Below are 17,715 nucleotides of genomic sequence, written 5' to 3'. Positions count from 1 at the left end.
AACAAGGGGACTTTTTTGTTTACATAAGATTGGATCGAAAATGATGAAGTAGAAAGAGGGTTTATTAGATGATACAAACTAGGATCAAAAAGGGGCTTATTTTAACATTAGCGTTTGCAACAGCTATTTCTTTAGCAGCTTGCGCAAAAAAGGAAACCGAAATCTCGGATCCTTCCAAGCTTGGCGGTGAGGGGACGAAGGCACCGACAACAGCAACAACATCAGCACCAGTCACAGCGAAGAAAACGACATATCCTTTGAAAGTGAAGGATGCAACGGGGAAAGAATTTACTTTTGACAAGGCGCCAGAGCGTATCGCCTCGGTTTCCCCAGCAGAGACAGAAGCGCTGTTTGCAATAGGACTTGACGCCAATATCGTCGGTGTATCTGATTTCGATGATTATCCAGAAGCGGCTAAATCGAAGCCGAAACTGGGAAGTATCACGAAACCGAACATGGAGGCCGTTATTGCTTCCAATGCATCGCTTGTCATAACAGGTGTATCCATGAGCGCAGAGTCGGTCCAGAAGCTGCGTGATTTAAATATTAATGTTTTTAAAGTTGAGCCGAAGACGCTAGATGACGCCATTACTAATATTCAAACGTTTGGACTTATTACGGATCATCAGGAGCAAGCGGATAAAATTGTTGCTAAAATGAAAGCAGATCGTCAAAAGGTTGTAGATGCTGTGAAAGACGTGAAGCAGCCGAATAAGAAGAAAGTATATATGGAATTTGCCCCAGGCTGGACTGTGGGAAGCGGAGAGTTCATGGATGAACTGATTACGCTCGCAGGTGGCGTTAACGTAGCTAGCGATAAAGCAGGTTGGTACGAAATCAGCGAGGAGAAGATCATTCAACAGAATCCAAACGTGATTTTGTTTGCAAATGGAATCGTGGACTTCAAAAGCAAGAAGCCGTTAGAAGAAATCATTCGTACGCGCGGTGGTTGGGATGCCATTGATGCCGTAAAAAATAAACGCGTGATAGGGCTCGACCAAAACTTGGTAAGCCGCCCAGGTCCGAGATTGACGGACGGTTTATTGGAAATGGCGAAAGGGATTTATCCTGAACTGGTGAAATAATGAAAAGAAAATTGATGCTAGGGGGAGGAGTAGGAGTTATACTCCTTCTTCTTTCTATTGTGGTGAGTTTATCCATTGGCTCAGCCCAGCTTCCCATTTCACATATTGTGGGGATCTTGGCGAAGCATCTTCCGTGGATTGGGAGTCATATCGAAGTAAACTGGCCGGAAACTTCCGAGCAAATCATGAATAAAGTACGAATCCCGCGTGTGCTGCTAGGCATACTTGTTGGGGCTGTGCTTTCCATCGCAGGCGCTGGTTTTCAAGGGGTTTTACGCAACCCGCTAGCTGACCCCTACTCGCTTGGCGTTTCTTCAGGTGCTTCCGCAGGGGCTGCTTTTGTTATTTATTTTGGGCTGCAATTCTCCTTGTTTGGGCAATGGTCGATCCCGATACTGGCTTTTGTGACGGGGCTAATTTCCCTGTTTCTGGTCTTAAAGCTGGCGATGATTGAAGGGAAGCTGAAAATGGAGACGCTGATTCTTTCTGGTGTTGTGATGCAAGCTTTTCTAGGTGCGTTCGTGTCCTTCTTGGTATCCATTTCCAATCAAACGATTAATGAGATTATTTTTTGGCTGATGGGAAGTCTAGCGATGCGAGGATGGTCATATACGTATATGATTTCACCGTATCTATTGATTGGTCTAGTCGTTCTGCTAAGCTATGCGAGATCGTTAAATCTGCTTGCATTAGGTGAGCGTCAGGCGGCTCATCTCGGTGTTCATGTGGAGCGTACCAAGGTGATTGTGCTGATCGCTTCTACCTTGATTACAGCTGCAGCCGTATCTGTGGCGGGGGTAATCGGCTTCGTTGGATTGATCGTACCGCATTTAGTTCGAATGTTGGTTGGTCCCGACTATCGATTGATTATTCCTTTATCCGCCATTGGCGGAGGGATTTATGTGTTATGGGCAGACACCTTAGCTCGCACGCTGCTTAGTCCTACGGAAATTCCGCTCGGTGTGATAACGGCGTTTCTGGGTGCGCCATTTTTTGCCTACCTGCTCCATAAAGATAAGAAAACGTTAAGAGGTTGATCACGATGATTAAAGTGGAGCAGCTCGGTCAGAGTTTTCATGAACAAATAGTTTTGGACCGGATTAGCTTTGAGGTTCGGCAGGGGGAGTTTTTTGGGATTATTGGACCCAATGGCAGCGGTAAATCTACCTTGCTTCGACTTCTCTCCGGCATGGATCCAGTTCGACAAGGGCATGTGACGGTAAAAGGAAAGCCAGTTTCCTCGTATTCGCGAAAAGAACTGGCTAGATGGCTCGCTGTGCTTCAGCAGGATGCATTACCCCCCGTTGGCTTCACGGTTCGTGAAGTTGTGGAGATGGGACGCTACCCGTTTCAAAATTGGCTTGGCGAGGATACAGCTGAGGCAGATGGGCTTATCGATGCGATCCTTGCAAAGCTCGAACTGGAAGCGTTTGTCGATCGTACAATCGAGCGTTTAAGTGGAGGAGAACGTCAGCGGGTAGCGTTAGCGAAAGTGATGGCGCAGCAGCCTAGTTTGCTTATGCTGGATGAGCCTACGACCTTTTTGGATATCGGTTATCAAATACAGATGATGGATTATATTCGCAGCTGGCAGCAAGAGTCAGAGCTTACGGTCGTTGCTGTGCTGCATGACTTGAATTTGGCGGCGCAATATTGCACGCGATTGATGATTGTGCATGAGGGTCGAGTGACTGCCATCGGAACACCGAAAGACATTATTACGAGTGAACGAATTGCCGAAGTGTACGGCACAGAGCCGATTGTACTGAAGCACCCTGTGAGCGAGGCGCCGCAGATTTTATTACAACCAAGGAAATAATGAAGAGCCGGAGGATGACGATAATGAACAGACTACATACCTTGATTAACGCGATTGAGCCCATCCATCAGGAGGTGGCACTGCAGGCGAATGACCATCTGAACCAATTGACCAAGCCGCAGGGCAGCTTAGGTAAGCTGGAGGATATCGCACGACAAGTCGCAGGAATTACAGGCGAAGTGATGCCTACTTTTGATAAAAAAGCCGTTATCGTCATGGCTGGTGACCATGGTGTTTGTGAGGAAGGCATCAGTGCCTTCCCAGCAGCAGTAACGCCACAAATGGTGCTCAATTTCTTGTATGGCGGGGCTGCAGTTAATGTTCTAGCTAGACACGCTGGAGCTGATGTGGTTTGTGTCGATATGGGGGTCAATGCAGAGCTGGAGCACCCGAAACTCGTCTCGCGCAAAGTAAGAATGGGTACGCGCAATATGGCGAAGGAAGCGGCGTTAACGCTAGAAGAGACGATTCAGGCGATAGTGGCGGGCAGCGAGATTGTGGACGATTTGGTGGCAAAAGGCTACCGACTTTTCGCCACGGGCGAAATGGGTATTGGGAATACAACGGCAAGTGCGGCGATTTTATGCGCATTGACGGGGTTAGACACTGGCCTTGCTGTGGGCCGTGGAACGGGGATTGATGATGCGACTTGGCTGCATAAGCAGTCGGTTGTGAATAGGGCGCTAACAGTGAATGGGCTGATTGGCGTGAATGAGGGCTCAAGCGCCGAATATGCGCTTGAAGTTTTAAGAAAGGTCGGCGGCTTGGAGATCGCCGGGCTTGTTGGGGTGATCCTGGGAGCGGCGAAGCATCGCTGCCCGGTTGTCGTCGACGGCTTCATCTCGTCGACAGCGGCGCTTGTGGCGAGCCGATTAGCTCCGCTAAGCGCGTCTTACATGCTCGCCTCGCACTTATCGCAGGAGCAGGGACATACGAAGCTGCTCGAGTCGGTTGGCCTCGCAGCGATGCTGCAAATGGATATGCGGCTCGGCGAAGGCACGGGAGCTGTGCTTGTATTCAACCTGATCGATGCCGCAGGCAAGATCATGAAAGAAATGGCGACATTCGAAAGCGCAGGCGTGTCGCGAGGGTAAGTACATGAGGGAAGGAGGCGGACACGATGGCGGTCCTGGTAACGGGCGGAGCGCGCAGCGGCAAGAGCTCCTTCGCAGAGAAGCTGGCGATGCATCGCAGCAAGCAGGGGGTTTACATCGCGACCTCCCACATCTACGATGAGGAAATGAGGGAGCGGGTGGGGCTGCACCAGCAGCAAAGGCTTCTCGCGGGTTTCCCTTGGGAAACTCGGGAGGAGCCGTATGCGCTGCGGGCTTGTCTCGAGCAGCTCCACGAGAGCGGCGAGGGAGCTGTGGTGTTGGTCGACTGCCTCACCCTGTGGCTGACGAATTGGCTGCTCTTCTACGAGAAGGAGAGCGAGGTCATTCAGCTCGTAACGAAGCAAATCGATGAGCTCGTGAATGCCGTGTCCTCCTACAGTGGACAACTTATCTTGGTCACGAATGAAGTTGGTGACGGCATCGTGCCGGTGTACCGGCTAGGTCGTCAATTTAGAGATTTGGCTGGACGGATGAATCAGCGATTAGCTGAAGTCTGTCAGCAGGTATTTCTCGTTACAGCGGGGATTCCGATCGAACTAAAGAGCAGAGCCTATGTTTTAGACTAAAAGTTGCTTGATGCAAGTATAGAAGGGTGATGCCCTTATGTGGATATATACATGGCAGGAAATCGTCGGGATGACAGCCGCTGCGATCATATTGGATTGGCTGATTGGTGATCCGAAATGGCCCACTCATCCTGTAATTATCATTGGCCGTTGGATTCGTTGGGTGGAGGGGCGGCTCTATCCAAAAGGTCAAAGCGTAAGAGCGTTGCAATGGAAGGGTGCCCTGCTAACACTTTCAACGATCACACTAAGCTTTCTAGTCGTTCTTGTGCTTGTACATTTCGCGAACGATGTTCATCGCTGGTTGGGTTACGCCGTGTCGACGTGGCTGATCTCCACGACGGTGGCGATCAAAGGCTTAAAAGATGCCGCGTATCTGGTCTACAATCCGCTGCGGGAAGGCAATCTCGCGGATGCTCGCAAGTACACCGGCTACATCGTTGGCCGGGATACAGATGCGCTCCACGAGCCGGAGCTCACGCGAGCCGTCGTGGAGACGGTCGCGGAGAACATCGTGGACGCGGTCATCGCGCCCTTGTTCTACGCGCTCATCGGCGGTGCGCCGCTGGCGATGCTATACCGTGCATCGAATACGTTGGATTCGATGGTCGGTTACCGAAATGACAGATACCGTCATTTCGGCACCGCGTCGGCCCGCTGGGACGACGCCATGAACTGGATCCCGGCGCGGCTGACCGGGCTCCTGCTCATTCTCGTGGCCCTGGCGAAGCCGGGCCTCTCAGCCTCGCGCGCAGCGGCGGCGATTCGCCGCTTCGCGCATCTACACCCCAGCCCGAACAGCGGGATCCCGGAGTCGGCGGTTGCCGGAGCACTCGGGATCGAGCTTGGCGGGCTGAACGCCTATGGCGGCGCTGCTAGTGAGCGCGCCCGCCTGGGCTGGCCGCTGCGGCCGCGGACGCAGCAGGATATTGTGCACGCCGTGGGCATGCTTTACGGCGTCAGTTATGTAGTGATGGGAGGACTCCTGTGCGTCATACTCATACTTTGGTAGACTGGCTGCGAGCTGTCACAGCAGCCTTTCAATTCCTAACACGTCTGCCGATTCCAGTGCAGATTGACTATACCGAGCGCGTCTTTCAGCGCAGCTCCATATTTTACCCTCTTGTTGGCGCCGTAATCGGCGTCATCCTTTTAACCGCCGGAGAAGGACTCTCCCATGTAGTACCGACCATGCCAGCAGCTGTCTTGCTCTTAACGATCTGGGTAGTTCTCACTGGCGGACTTCATCTCGATGGCCTCATGGATACGGCAGATGGCATACTGAGTCACCGACCTCGCGAGCAAATGCTTGAGATCATGAAGGATAGCCGCGTGGGCGCAATGGGCGTGATTGTGTGTGTACTTCACTTGCTGCTAAAATTTTCATTGCTATACACCATGCTGGATGCAAACGATCTATATGAACAAGGAAGTTTGCTTATCCTGTTGGCGATCATCCCTGTGTGGAGCCGTTGGTTCATGGTTGCTGCCATTAAAAGTTGGCCATACGCAAGACCAAATTCCGGGTTAGGCAGCCTGTTCCGTGGCGTTAACTACAAGCATGTCGCTGTATCCTTCTTAGTAGCTCTGTTAACAACTACGCTTTTCATTACCTTCTCTAACCCAACCTCCTGGCCAAGCTGGAGCATCGTCTTAGGCTTCACGGCCATTACAATTGTTGCTGGGGCAGCTATCGCCGCCTACATCAGCAACAAACTTGGCGGCCTTACAGGAGATACCTACGGTGCTTTAAACGAGCTTCTGGAAAGCGTGCTTTTGCTCGGAGTTATCATCATCATTCACATGTAGAGCATGTAATCCTTAGAAGGAAAGGAATGAGCATTATGTTAGAGCGTTACGGACACGGTGGTGATCTGTGGACGGCGGCAGAAGCTTTTGGTCGGCCAAAGGAGCAGTTTCTAGATTACAGCTCGAACATGAACCCTCTCGGACCTCCCGAAGTGGTGAAAGTGATTTTGGCAGAGAGCTGGCGCGATATCGTCAAATATCCAGATCCGGCTGTTCGTGATTTACGCCGCAAGCTAGCGCAGAAATACGAGATCGATCCCGAGAGCATTTTAGTTGGAAATGGCGCAGCGGAGCTAATTGATCTCATCATTCGGGTGCTGAAGCCAAAAACGACAGGGCTTGCAAGGCCTTCTTTTAGCGAATATGAAGAAGCGGTGCACAAAACGGGTGGCAAGATAACGAATATCCCGTTACGTCCTCAGCATCAATTTGAACTGCAGTGGTCTGATCTCGAAGCCGCCTTGCCTGTTGCCGACTTGTTTTTCCTAGGGTCTCCGAACAATCCCACCGGTAAAGTTCTTCCACGCCCTTTATTGAATAATCTTCTCCACAGTCAGCGCAAGCTTGTACTTGATGAGGCTTTTATGGATTTTGTTCCTTCGGAGGCGGAGCATTCGCTGCTGAAGCTAGCTTCTACAAGTCACGATCTCAACGTGATTCGCTCCATGACGAAGTTTTACTCGATCCCGGGCATTCGTTTAGGTTTTATGGTAGCTCACCCCGATCTTATTAAGCAGCTGCGAGAGCAGCAGGTACAGTGGAGTGTGAATTATCTCGCGCAGCGCATAGGTGAAGCGGTTTTGGATGATGTGGTTTTTGAACAGTCGACAAGGGACTGGTTACAAACGGAGAAGCCTTGGCTCACCCAGCAGCTGGAAGGATTAGGATTGGAAGTCGTAGTGAGCGATGTGAATTTCCTACTATTCTCGTTTCCTGAGCCGACGGGGATTCATGTAAAGCAAGCTCAACAGCATTTGGGACATCAAGGTATTCTCATTCGTGATGCCTCGTTGTTTGAAGGGCTGAACGAACGCTACTGTCGCGTAGCTATTCGGCTTCGCGAGGATAACGAGCGTTTAGTTCAAGGTTTGCGAAATATGATGAGCGACTTAGCTAGGGATGGAGGTACAGACAGACCATGACTCAATCCAAAGTTCTAATGATTCAAGGCACAGCCTCAGATGTAGGCAAAAGCATTCTTACGGCGGCACTATGCCGAATTTTTGTTCAGGACGGCTTGTTGACTGCGCCTTTTAAATCACAAAATATGTCCCTTAACTCCTACATTACGTTCGATGGCAAAGAGATCGGCAGAGCGCAAGGCGTGCAAGCGGATGCGTGCCGAATCGTCGCCACGACAGACATGAACCCGATTCTGCTCAAGCCTAAGCAAGACATGGTCGCACAGGTTGTCGTACACGGGAAGCCCTATGCAGATTTGGATGCAAGAACGTACAGAGAATCCTATTTGCCACATGCGGAAACGATCGTAAAAGCGGCATTAGAACGACTTCGCAGCGACTATGACATGGTTGTGCTGGAAGGTGCGGGAAGTCCGGCTGAAGTCAATCTGAAGGATCGCGATATCGTTAACATGAGACTTGCTGGTTGGGCAGATGCACCAGTGCTCCTCGTGGCTGATATTGATCGTGGCGGTGTTTTTGCTTCCATTGTGGGAACACTTGAAATCTTGACTCCTGAGGAAAGAGATCGGGTAAAAGGCTTTATCATTAACAAATTTCGTGGCGATGTCAGCTTGCTGAAACCCGGTTTGGATTGGTTAGAAGAGCGCACAGGGATACCAGTTCTCGGTGTGATTCCCTATTTGCAGCAGCTCGGTATTGAGGATGAAGATTCCGCGTCCCTCGATTCCAAAAGAGCACAGCTCCGCAAAGTCGCCGCCCCTAAGCGCTCAGACCAACTGGACGTCGCCGTTATTCGCCTGCCTCGCCTTTCTAACTTTACGGATTTTGATCCGTTAGAAGAGGAATTGGATGTGCATTTTAGATATATCGAGCATCTCTCTGACTGGGGAGAGCCGGATGTGGTCTTACTTCCAGGAAGTAAGAATACGATGGAAGACTTGCATTATTTGAAGGAATCTGGCATAGCTGCGAGACTCGTTTCTTTTGCCCAAGATGAAAAAGGTTGGATCGTTGGTATTTGTGCCGGTTATCAAATGCTAGGTATCACACTTTCGGATCCGGGCAGGTATGAATCCGAGCATGAGGAGCTTGAAGGCTTAGGCTTGCTGCCGACCAAGACCGTATTCACGCCGGATAAGCGGACGGTACGGGTGCAGGGGAGAAGCACGCTTTTCACAACAGAGTCTAATCCTATAGAGATTGACGGTTATGAAATTCACATGGGACGAACGCAGTATGTGCATGAGCTCATTGCTCCTTTCCAAATCGCCGAAATAATGGCTGTTGCCTCTATTCAAAATGAAGCGACGCTTCATCAGGACGGGGCAGTCTCTTTAGATGGGCGAGTGTGGGGAACTTACATCCATGGCATTTTGCATAATGATGATTTCCGTAGAGCATGGTTAAATCAGATTCGCGCGCACAAGGGGCTGCCGTCGGTCGAGCAAGGGCTTCGTTATAAGGAGCGCCGTGAAGCAGCATTTGATCGATTGGCTGAGCACGTGAGGGCGCACTTGGATATGAAGCGATTGTATGAGATGATTGACGTAACACATCCTACGAAGCGGGAGGGGTTTTGAGATGAAAATCTATACACGTACGGGAGATGCCGGCCAAACTAGCGTAATCGGCGGTCGTGTGGACAAAGATGATGACCGAGTCGAAGCTTATGGGACGACGGATGAGCTGAATAGCTTCCTAGGTCAGGCAATGAGCTTCATGGATCCGCAGAAATATCCAGATTTATTGCCAGATCTGCTGCAGGTTCAGCATGAGCTGTTTGATTGCGGAGCCGATCTTGCGCTTCTGAAGCAGGATTTGCGACCCTATAAAGTAACGGCAGACATGGTGGATACGTTGGAGGCTTGGATTGATAAATATGATGCGGAGACGCCGGATATCACTCGCTTTATTTTGCCTGGGGGAGGAACGGTTTCATCTACCTTGCATGTTTGTCGAACCGTATGCCGCCGAGCGGAACGTCTGGTCGTAACACTCGCACGCACACAGGAAATTAATCCCGAGGTGCGTCGATATTTGAACCGACTGTCTGACTTTTTCTTTACGATTGCCCGTACAGCGAACTTCCGTGAGGGCATCGCAGATGTGGAATATATACGCAGCGCAGAGGTGTTTAAACGTAAATCATGAGCTACTATGAACCATTAGTATACATTGTTCCGCCTGAGGAAGAGGGCTTTATTCTCAAAACGGTGCTGCAAAAAAGATTGATGGTCTCACGGAAATTGTTATCCCGCATTAAGCTCACGGAACGAGGGATCACAGTCAACGGGGAAAGGCAGTACATCAATATCAAAGTAAAGGCTGGCGACCGTGTGGAAATTCGGATGGAGGAGGAGCAATCGGAGGATATTTTGCCTCAGGAGCTCCCGCTGCACATTCTTCACGAGGATGAGCATCTGCTTATCCTGGCTAAAGATGCAGGGATCATCGTTCATCCGACGCATGGTCATTATGTGAATACGATTGCAAATGGGGTCGTGCATCACTGGCAGCAAGCGGGGATTACGTGCCGTTTCCGTCCTGTGCATCGCTTGGATCAAGAAACCTCAGGCGTGCTCGCAATTGCCAAAACACCTTATGTACATCAGCAAATTTCCGAACAAATGATTCAGCATCTTGTGAAAAAAGAATACCTTGCCTTCGTTTGGGGCACGGTTGCTTCACCTACAGGCACGATTAATGAGCCTATTGATCGTGATGATGAGCAGCCCCATGTACGCGTCGTCAGGCCTGATGGATATCATGCGGTGACCCATTATGAAGTTGTGAAACAATTCGACAAAGCAGCCCTCGTTCGGATTTGGCTGGAAACGGGGCGAACGCATCAAATTCGCGTGCATATGCGACACTTAGGTCACCCGCTGTTGGGGGACAAAATGTACACCTTGCCTCAATTCGAAGTGAATATGGCAGAACTTGAAGCTAGTGAAAAGTTACACCGGCAAGCGCTACATGCGTATAAACTGGGCTTTGTGCATCCAGGCACAAGGGAATGGACCGAGTTTCAGGCGCCTTTGCCAGCGGATTTATCTGAACTTGAGCAATGGTTAGCCAATAAAGGGTGAAAAATCAAAAACCATTCCAATTTTTGGATGGTTTTTCTTTGCAATTGCTTGACTTTCCTTGGAAATTAGCCCAAAATTTTAAGTAGTTCTATAAGATCATCATACGGCATAAAGGAGTTATTACAACATGGGAGTTAAAGTGTATGGTTACGATAAATGTGGGACGTGCCGAAGTACAGTAAAGTGGCTGAAAGCGCACGAAGTTGATATTACAGATCAGGTCCCTTTATTTGAAACGCCGCCTTCCTCAGTAGAACTAGCGGAATTGCTGAAGTTAAGCGGTTTGGAAATTAAGAAGTTTTTCAATACATCAGGTGAAGTCTACAAAGAAATGAATTTGAAAGACAAGCTGCCAGGCATGTCACAAGAGCAAATGCTTGATTTGCTTGCCTCGAATGGGAGATTAATCAAGCGCCCGATTGTAACCGATGGCCACCAGGTGACCGTAGGCTTTAAAGAGGATGTTTTTGAGGCTGTTTGGGCGAAAGGGTGATGTGTACGTGGGAGACGACAAGAAGCCAACACGTAAAAAGTCACCGCTAGCCATTGGAGGATTCATCGCTGTTCTTCTATCGCAAGGCAAGCTGCTTCTTACCGCATTGAAGCTTGGCAAGGTCGGCGGCGCAATCATCTCGATGTTTATCACGATCTGGGCATACGCCTATTTGGCACCCTTGCCGTTTGCGATTGGGCTCGTACTTATGATCCTAATTCACGAGCTAGGGCACGTGCTTGCAGCGAAGATGAAAGGGCTTCCGGTTTCTGGTATTCTCTTCATTCCATTTTTCGGTGCTATGACTAGAATAAAAAGAAATCCCTCAGATGCAGTAACGGAAGCATTTATTGGCTTTGGAGGGCCGATTTTAGGTACAATCGGTGGATTGCTTGCATTTGCTCTAGGCGTTTATTTGGATTCGGCCATCATTGTTTCAGTAGCATATGCAGCTTTTTTTCTAAATTTGATAAATTTATTGCCGATTAATCCCTTGGATGGCGGGCGAATCTCAACGGCGGTAACACGATGGCTATGGCTGCTTGGTTTAATTGGCGGGCTCATATTCATTGTCTACATCGACAGTTATTTTTCGACTAAGGTTATTTTCATTCTCATTTTGGCGATGTTTGCATGGGATTTGTACAAGAAATATGTGCGATATCGCCATAAAGAAGAGCGTGTTACAGTCGCTTCTCGATTCGAATTCCCAGCCAATCATTTATTGCAGCAAGGTTATATGATTCCGGGGGAGAATCACACACGTGACTTGGACTACGTTACCTATTCAGAATTACAAGGACCAGGCGCTGGCCGACAAACCATGGTCATGTCGTGGCAGGGTATTGGATTTGAGGGGCAAGCTTATTTACCGGTTCAGTCCATCGTTAAAAGAGTGCAATTGGTCAAAGTAGATCGTATGAATAAAGAAGATGGCTTGCATCTCGGTCTCCAGATCCAAGTCGAATACTCCCCGCTGGGGTTACAGGAACATTATTATGAAGTGCCAGTCAAGACTCGCTGGAAGTTCGGTATCTCGTATTTGGTGTTAATCTTATTTTTGCTATATATGATTAGACTTGTTCATCAAGTCGGTATCATTACATGAATTTTACATAAACGAGGAAGCTATCGATGACATTTAAAGGATCTAAACGGCTGCAACAGCTAGGCTCGGCTATTTTTTCGGAAGTGGCAGAATGGAAGAGAGAGGTTATGAACCAAGGGGTGGACGTCATAGATTTAGGTATAGGAAGCCCTGACCTACCTCCTTCTGCGCGAATTTTGGAAGCTATGGCTGAGGCTGTGCGCAACCCTATGCATTACGGTTACCCCACATCTGAAGGGAGCTTGGCGTTTCGCGAGGCTGTAGCCAGATGGTATCACTATCGTTTCGGAGTCGAGCTCGATGCTCAAACGGAAATTTTGACCTTAATGGGCTCACAAGATGGGCTTGCTCACTTAGCGCTTTCACTCTGTGATCCTGGGGATATCGCGATTGTCCCCGATCCAGGTTACCCCATATATTCGGCTAGTCTCGTGTTGGCGGGCGTAGAGCCCTATTTACTTCCGCTGCGTGCAGCTAATCAATTCTTACCCCAATTAGAGGACATCCCAGATGACGTGGCTGCTAAGGCGAAATTCATCCTGTTAAACTATCCAAGCAATCCGTTGTCTGCTGTTGCAGATCGAGCGTTCTTTGAGCATTTAATTGCCTATGCCAAGAAGCATGATTTGCTTGTTGTACACGATCTTGCCTATTCCGAAATGGCCTTTGACGGCTATAAGCCGATGAGCATTTTGGAAATTGAAGGTGCTAAGGAGGTTGCCGTTGAATTCCATTCTTTATCCAAAAGCTTTAATATGGCAGGCTGTCGTATCGCGTTTCTAACCGGTCATGCAGATGCAGTCAAAGCGCTCAAGACACTCAAATCGAACATTGATTATGGTGTATTTGGAGCAATTCAGGCAGCAGGCATTGCAGCTTTGGAAGAAGACATGGAAAACGATCACACTGTCTCAAGTACGTATGAGAAGAGACGAAATGCATTTATTTCGGCATTAAATGATGCGGGATGGGTCATTCCACCACCGAAAGCAACGATGTTTATTTGGGCTCCCATACCAAAGGGTTGGACGTCTCGACAAATTTCCCGGGAAATGTTGTTTCAGGCCGGTGTAGTTGTCATTCCTGGCGATGCATTTGGCGCTGAAGGAGAAGGATTTGTCCGTATTGCTTTAGTGCAAGATGAGGCTCGATTACTTGAGGCAGCAAGGCGTATAGGAGATTGGCTACGAACCTTAGAATGAAAGTTAGAGATATTGGTAAAAATAGGAGAATGAGAGACATATGTAACTGTAAGGCTTTACGATAATTTATATGTTGAAAGGGGTAAGCATATGGATGCCATTTCTTCACTGTCAGAGTTGTTAGCTGATCAGAAGCCGTCGTCGTACGTAGAAATTCCCGGAATTTTAGGACAGACGTTCGGGCAAGCGACAATAGCTGCTACATTACCTATTAGCAAACTATTTTCTATTTTCGAGGTTGATTTAGAAGTACAACGTGCGATCATTCCACGTAACCTGTCCAAATTAATTGACTATGTGAATTTATACTTAGAGGATCGCCAGCCTATCTATTTCCCAGGTATTATTTTCTCAGCAAGAGGTGCAGGGCATTATGATGATGAGCATCAAGCCCTTCGACTTCAGCCGATTGAGAAATTGTACGTGGTTGACGGTCAGCACCGATTAGCGGCATTTCAACGGATTATGGAAACGCTGCAAAGTCAGATGGCACGTGCGAAGGATCGCCGTGAATATGACAAAATGGAAGAGATCACAGAAAAGCTGCGCCGTCTTTATGCGTTCCCGATCTCAACGATGACGTATCTGGATATCAACGCACGTCAGGAGCGTCAATTGTTCTCTGACATCAACAAGCTTCCTCGTAAACTTGGTGGTAACTTGGCTGTGCTTCGTGATCAGCGTCGGTTCTATCATGTGGCTGCGACGGAGCTAGCGGCGAAAGCGCCTGCCATGCAGCGTCTGACCGTGGATATGTTCTCGGAGCGCGGAAAATCGCCTGAGTATTTGTTCTCCTATCACTTGTTAATTGAGATTCTGGTGGGATTGTTTGAAGGCCGAATGAAATCAGCGGCTCGGAATAACAACTATCAGTATGCGGATAAAGATTTACAAGAATTAATCTCGCTTGCTGGCGGTTATTTTAATGGATTACTGACACATCTGCCATCACCAGCTAAGGGTGAAATTGTGTGGTCCGAGAATATCCAAATTGCGTTAGCCTTGTTCATGCACGAAGAGGCGACGAAAACAGGCAGCTTCAACCGCTATGCGCTGGAGCATGCTTTGAAAATTTTACCTCATGTGAATTGGAATAGTATTTACGCTGGCGAAGAGAAGGATCGTTTGCCGAGACGTACACGTATCATGAAGGCATACAACCATATTAAGAACTTCTATCAAGAGCAGAATGCGTTCCTGATCAGTGATGCAGATGCCTATAAAGCTAGTTTTGCCAATAAGGAGGACGTGAGCTAATGGAAGGATTACGCCTAAAAATGACCATCCATCCGTTCTGCGAAAGGTTCGGTCTCGCGACTGTTGCCTTACGCGTTCAGGACCTGCTGAACTACACGATGATCGATCCTATGGTTCAACGGAAGCTAAGTAATATGCAGCGCCGGAAGATCTCTACTTATTTGCAAGAACGTGAGTTGGACCATGTGTTCTTTGGCCCTGTTACACTATCACTTCGTGAGGTGAATCAGCTCTCCAAAGGGGCAAAAGAGTTCCTATTGCGTCATGGTTCGAAGCTGTCCATTCTAGATGGCCAACATCGTATTCTAGCGCTTGGTTATGTGAATGATCAGATGCAGAAGGAAGTTCGTCGCTTTGAGAAGAAGCTGGCTTTGCTTAAGATTAAGCAACGTAAGTTTAGTGACGATGCGGACATTAAGCAAGAGGTTGAGGAAACAGAAGGTACGATTAATCAACTTGAGGGAAGACGTTTAGATTTGATGGAAACACAGCTTGCTGTGCAAATCTATATTGGGTTAACGGAGGAAGAGGAGCAGCAGCTATTCGGCGACATCAACTCCAAGGTCCAGCTTGTTAGTAAGGAGCTTGGGCATTCCTTCGATTCCATCGATCCGCTTAATCTGGTTATTCAACAAGTTGTGGATCATAACGTCTACCTGAAGGCAGCAGGCGTGGAAAGACGCAGTAACTTGACGTCCTTTAACCGCAATTTTACATGCTTCAGCTGGTTGTATGCGACGGCAACGATGCTGTTCTCAGGCAGAATGCAGCCTTCCTACGAGCTACAGCGTAAAATTCGCCACGATCCATCGACCTATGTTGAAATCTTGCATCAGTTCTTTAATACCATCCTGCCGATGATGCCTGAGCAGCCAGGATTGGCGCAATATACTTCCGCGAACCGTGTGATTCAAGAGAGTATTGCGCTCTATGCAAATCGTTTCTTGTTCCCGAATGGGGAGTATAACGATGAGTGGACACAGTCCTTACAATTGCTGGAAGGTTTTGATTGGTCGCATGATAATGAAGAGTTAATCTATGTATTTGGCGCATTGGATAATGGCAAAATCAATCTCATTCACGAGAAATCGTTGAAAAAGCATGTGAAACTCGTGCAATTCTTCCTTGAAGGCACGGATTCTGCTAGCGATTCCGAAGAAGTATCCTCCGCTTAAGCGGAGAAATAGAAAACCTTTCTATCTCAAAGTTGGTTGAGATAGAAAGGTTTTTTTGTGTTCTAATCTTTCATTCTTAAAATATACGCATCCACTTCTTCATTCGTCTATATCAAAACGGAAAAACTAGAATACTATATCATATAAAGTTTGAAGGGAGGAAAACACAATGAGTTGCTCCGTATATGCTACTTTGGCTCATGTTGGACTTGGAACTGTTATTACTATCCATGCAGGTACTACACCAAATCATACAGGTAGATTTCTAGGTATCCAAAATGGTAATGTTGTCATCGCAAATAACGCTGGTACTGTCTTCTATTTCCCAGTGGATAAAATTGCCGTTGTTCACATTCCTTAATGATTGTTGCAAATTGATAGTAAGTTGAAAAGCAAGAGAGCGGACGAGCTCTCTTGCTTTCTTCTGTTCGCGCGTATATGACGAAAAATGATCATCAAGAATGAATGGAGTGAAGAGACGATTCTCTTGTCATCAATCGATGCGGAATGATGATGTGATTGTGATGAATCTGTTCTCCCTTCACGGCTTTAATCAAGGTTTGTGATGCTGTATAACCGAGCTGATAGATACCGATATCAATAGAGCTGATCGGTGGGGAAGATAGCTCCGACATGGGAATATTGTTAAAACCAACCAAACTAAGGTCAGTAGGCACTTTGTAACCAAGCTCAGTGACCCCGCGAAGAACGCCGAAAGCAACAATATCATCAATAACGACAAGAGCGGTAGGACGTTCAGGCAAATTCATAAAAAACGACATGGCGCGATATCCGCTTTCTTGCAGAAATTCACCTTCAACAATCCACTCGGATTGGATTCCTAGCTTGGCTTCTCGCATGGCTTGTACATATCCATCCATACGATCGCGTGAAACGATGAGGTTAGGAGGACCGCTCACGAAGCCAATACGCTTATGGCCTTGGGCGATGAGATGCCGCGTCGCATCATAGGCAGCTAGGACATTATTATTATCAACGGATAATACCTCAGGGAAATCCTCGCTTCGACCCACAAGGACGAATGGGAATTTCATCTCTTGCAAGAAGGAGATCACAGGGTCGGATTTACGAGAATAGAGCAGAATGATACCATCGACTCTGCGTCCTTTGACAAGTCTCGTAATCGCTTCGACCTCTTCACGTTCAGATGTACCAGTGGTCATCATCAGGTCGTAGCCGCTGCGTGTAGATTGTGTCACAACACCGCGAATGATTTCGGAGAAAAAGAGATTTAAGAACAGTTCTTCTGCCGAACGAGGCAGTAGAATACCAATTGTTTGCGTAGTTTTGGATACGAGACTCTTAGCCATCACATTCGGGTGATAACCCAATTCGTCCATAATCTCTTTCACTTTGTTAATAGTTGCCGAACTAATACGCGGATGTCCGGATATAACACGGGATACAGTGGAAGGAGAAACCCCTGCTTTCTTTGCGACGTCGATAATCGTAACGGACATGGTCCGAACCTCCAGTGCAAACGATTGTGCTCACGAATCGTGATGCGTTATTTTCTATGTTAGCTATTTCTAAAGCAAAAGTAAATCATTAGCATGAAGAATAATGTTTTGTGCAATTTGCATACGACATTGTGCAAATAGTTGCAATGTGGCATTCGTGAATTATTTTGAAATACTTCGATAATAGGAGTATTTGAAAGGGAATGACCTGAAATTTCGGATAAATCGCCGAATTTAATCTGTGCAAACGTTTTTACAAACGAAGAGTTGTGTTGTATGATAACACATGAATAAAGCGCTTTCAATCAATTTATTCACATTGATCAAGCACATTTATTCGCTGGATTAGAAAATTTAAACTAATCTCAACC

At 47.8% G+C, this 17,715-nt stretch carries 18 protein-coding genes; 17 read left to right on the top strand and 1 reads right to left on the bottom strand.

Translation table 11 applies throughout. The features are described 5' to 3' along the window. The first annotated feature begins 68 nt into the window (after nt 1–68). The 17 genes from AC58UX_RS09980 (at nt 69) to AC58UX_RS09900 (ending at nt 16,224) form a co-directional block, all read left to right on the top strand. Nucleotides 69–1,085 carry an ABC transporter substrate-binding protein gene (locus AC58UX_RS09980; protein WP_497251951.1) on the top strand — a complete coding sequence of 339 codons (1,017 nt, stop codon included), beginning with the start codon at nt 69–71 and terminating at the stop codon, nt 1,083–1,085. Further along, a complete protein-coding gene (locus AC58UX_RS09975) occupies nt 1,085–2,122 on the top strand; it encodes a FecCD family ABC transporter permease (RefSeq protein WP_497251949.1) in 1,038 nt (345 codons plus the stop codon). Before AC58UX_RS09980 ends, AC58UX_RS09975 begins: the two co-directional genes overlap by 1 nt. A 5-nt stretch (nt 2,123–2,127) precedes the next feature. After that, complete coding sequence (locus AC58UX_RS09970; protein WP_497251947.1) at nt 2,128–2,904, top strand: heme ABC transporter ATP-binding protein; 777 nt, start codon at nt 2,128–2,130, stop codon at nt 2,902–2,904. Between the two features lie 23 nt (nt 2,905–2,927). Beyond that, nucleotides 2,928–3,998, top strand: a complete 1,071-nt coding sequence (cobT, locus tag AC58UX_RS09965) for a nicotinate-nucleotide--dimethylbenzimidazole phosphoribosyltransferase (RefSeq protein ID WP_497251945.1) — start codon at nt 2,928–2,930, stop codon at nt 3,996–3,998. Between the two features lie 26 nt (nt 3,999–4,024). Then, a complete protein-coding gene (gene cobU, locus AC58UX_RS09960) occupies nt 4,025–4,585 on the top strand; it encodes a bifunctional adenosylcobinamide kinase/adenosylcobinamide-phosphate guanylyltransferase (RefSeq protein WP_497251943.1) in 561 nt (186 codons plus the stop codon). A 37-nt stretch (nt 4,586–4,622) separates the two neighbouring features. Beyond that, complete coding sequence (cbiB, locus tag AC58UX_RS09955) at nt 4,623–5,597, top strand: adenosylcobinamide-phosphate synthase CbiB (RefSeq protein WP_497251941.1); 975 nt, start codon at nt 4,623–4,625, stop codon at nt 5,595–5,597. Then, nucleotides 5,573–6,394: an adenosylcobinamide-GDP ribazoletransferase gene (gene cobS, locus AC58UX_RS09950; RefSeq protein WP_497251939.1), complete on the top strand. Its 822-nt coding sequence runs from the start codon at nt 5,573–5,575 to the stop codon at nt 6,392–6,394. The genes cbiB and cobS overlap by 25 nt, the downstream gene beginning before the upstream one ends. 26 nt (nt 6,395–6,420) lie before the next feature. Further along, complete coding sequence (gene cobD, locus AC58UX_RS09945) at nt 6,421–7,536, top strand: threonine-phosphate decarboxylase CobD (RefSeq protein WP_497251937.1); 1,116 nt, start codon at nt 6,421–6,423, stop codon at nt 7,534–7,536. Then, complete coding sequence (locus tag AC58UX_RS09940; protein ID WP_497251935.1) at nt 7,533–9,119, top strand: cobyric acid synthase; 1,587 nt, start codon at nt 7,533–7,535, stop codon at nt 9,117–9,119. Before cobD ends, AC58UX_RS09940 begins: the two co-directional genes overlap by 4 nt. A 1-nt stretch (nt 9,120) precedes the next feature. Beyond that, nucleotides 9,121–9,690, top strand: coding sequence for a cob(I)yrinic acid a,c-diamide adenosyltransferase (locus AC58UX_RS09935; RefSeq protein ID WP_497251933.1), 570 nt, complete (start codon nt 9,121–9,123; stop codon nt 9,688–9,690). Continuing rightward, on the top strand, nt 9,687–10,628 hold the full coding sequence (locus tag AC58UX_RS09930; RefSeq protein WP_497251931.1) for an RluA family pseudouridine synthase: 942 nt from the start codon (nt 9,687–9,689) through the stop codon (nt 10,626–10,628). The genes AC58UX_RS09935 and AC58UX_RS09930 overlap by 4 nt, the downstream gene beginning before the upstream one ends. Nucleotides 10,629–10,755: 127 nt before the next feature. After that, a complete protein-coding gene (locus AC58UX_RS09925) occupies nt 10,756–11,121 on the top strand; it encodes an arsenate reductase family protein (RefSeq protein ID WP_497251929.1) in 366 nt (121 codons plus the stop codon). A gap of 7 nt (nt 11,122–11,128) precedes the next feature. Next, nucleotides 11,129–12,229: a site-2 protease family protein gene (locus AC58UX_RS09920; protein WP_497251927.1), complete on the top strand. Its 1,101-nt coding sequence runs from the start codon at nt 11,129–11,131 to the stop codon at nt 12,227–12,229. A 26-nt stretch (nt 12,230–12,255) separates the two neighbouring features. Next, nucleotides 12,256–13,431, top strand: a complete 1,176-nt coding sequence (locus AC58UX_RS09915; protein ID WP_497251925.1) for an aminotransferase class I/II-fold pyridoxal phosphate-dependent enzyme — start codon at nt 12,256–12,258, stop codon at nt 13,429–13,431. A 90-nt stretch (nt 13,432–13,521) separates the two neighbouring features. Beyond that, a complete protein-coding gene (locus tag AC58UX_RS09910) occupies nt 13,522–14,688 on the top strand; it encodes a DNA sulfur modification protein DndB (protein WP_497251923.1) in 1,167 nt (388 codons plus the stop codon). Next, entirely contained in the window at nt 14,688–15,863 is a 1,176-nt protein-coding gene (locus tag AC58UX_RS09905) for a DNA sulfur modification protein DndB (RefSeq protein WP_497251921.1), read from the top strand. Before AC58UX_RS09910 ends, AC58UX_RS09905 begins: the two co-directional genes overlap by 1 nt. Nucleotides 15,864–16,032: 169 nt before the next feature. Then, nucleotides 16,033–16,224, top strand: a complete 192-nt coding sequence (locus AC58UX_RS09900; protein WP_068666109.1) for a hypothetical protein — start codon at nt 16,033–16,035, stop codon at nt 16,222–16,224. 94 nt (nt 16,225–16,318) lie between these two features. Here the strand turns inward: AC58UX_RS09900 and AC58UX_RS09895 are convergent, their stop codons facing one another. Beyond that, nucleotides 16,319–17,344 carry a LacI family DNA-binding transcriptional regulator gene (locus tag AC58UX_RS09895; protein ID WP_497251919.1) on the bottom strand — a complete coding sequence of 342 codons (1,026 nt, stop codon included), beginning with the start codon at nt 17,342–17,344 and terminating at the stop codon, nt 16,319–16,321. Between the last annotated feature and the right edge of the window lie 371 nt (nt 17,345–17,715).

The sequence above is a fragment of the Paenibacillus sp. J22P90 genome, assembly GCF_059692195.1.
The sequence above is the reverse complement of the archived record's forward strand: the minus strand, read 5'-3'. Positions and strand labels throughout refer to the sequence as shown.

What these genes read in the sequence shown, in the direction of transcription:
- AC58UX_RS09980 (WP_497251951.1), top strand. Translation starts at nt 69, where the DNA reads ATGATACAAACTAGGATCAAAAAGGGGCTTATTTTAACATTAGCGTTT.
- AC58UX_RS09975 (WP_497251949.1), top strand. Translation starts at nt 1,085, where the DNA reads ATGAAAAGAAAATTGATGCTAGGGGGAGGAGTAGGAGTTATACTCCTT.
- AC58UX_RS09970 (WP_497251947.1), top strand. Translation starts at nt 2,128, where the DNA reads ATGATTAAAGTGGAGCAGCTCGGTCAGAGTTTTCATGAACAAATAGTT.
- cobT (WP_497251945.1), top strand. Translation starts at nt 2,928, where the DNA reads ATGAACAGACTACATACCTTGATTAACGCGATTGAGCCCATCCATCAG.
- cobU (WP_497251943.1), top strand. Translation starts at nt 4,025, where the DNA reads ATGGCGGTCCTGGTAACGGGCGGAGCGCGCAGCGGCAAGAGCTCCTTC.
- cbiB (WP_497251941.1), top strand. Translation starts at nt 4,623, where the DNA reads ATGTGGATATATACATGGCAGGAAATCGTCGGGATGACAGCCGCTGCG.
- cobD (WP_497251937.1), top strand. Translation starts at nt 6,421, where the DNA reads ATGAGCATTATGTTAGAGCGTTACGGACACGGTGGTGATCTGTGGACG.
- AC58UX_RS09940 (WP_497251935.1), top strand. Translation starts at nt 7,533, where the DNA reads ATGACTCAATCCAAAGTTCTAATGATTCAAGGCACAGCCTCAGATGTA.
- AC58UX_RS09935 (WP_497251933.1), top strand. Translation starts at nt 9,121, where the DNA reads ATGAAAATCTATACACGTACGGGAGATGCCGGCCAAACTAGCGTAATC.
- AC58UX_RS09930 (WP_497251931.1), top strand. Translation starts at nt 9,687, where the DNA reads ATGAGCTACTATGAACCATTAGTATACATTGTTCCGCCTGAGGAAGAG.
- AC58UX_RS09925 (WP_497251929.1), top strand. Translation starts at nt 10,756, where the DNA reads ATGGGAGTTAAAGTGTATGGTTACGATAAATGTGGGACGTGCCGAAGT.
- AC58UX_RS09915 (WP_497251925.1), top strand. Translation starts at nt 12,256, where the DNA reads ATGACATTTAAAGGATCTAAACGGCTGCAACAGCTAGGCTCGGCTATT.
- AC58UX_RS09910 (WP_497251923.1), top strand. Translation starts at nt 13,522, where the DNA reads ATGGATGCCATTTCTTCACTGTCAGAGTTGTTAGCTGATCAGAAGCCG.
- AC58UX_RS09905 (WP_497251921.1), top strand. Translation starts at nt 14,688, where the DNA reads ATGGAAGGATTACGCCTAAAAATGACCATCCATCCGTTCTGCGAAAGG.
- AC58UX_RS09900 (WP_068666109.1), top strand. Translation starts at nt 16,033, where the DNA reads ATGAGTTGCTCCGTATATGCTACTTTGGCTCATGTTGGACTTGGAACT.
- AC58UX_RS09895 (WP_497251919.1), bottom strand. Translation starts at nt 17,344, where the DNA reads ATGTCCGTTACGATTATCGACGTCGCAAAGAAAGCAGGGGTTTCTCCT.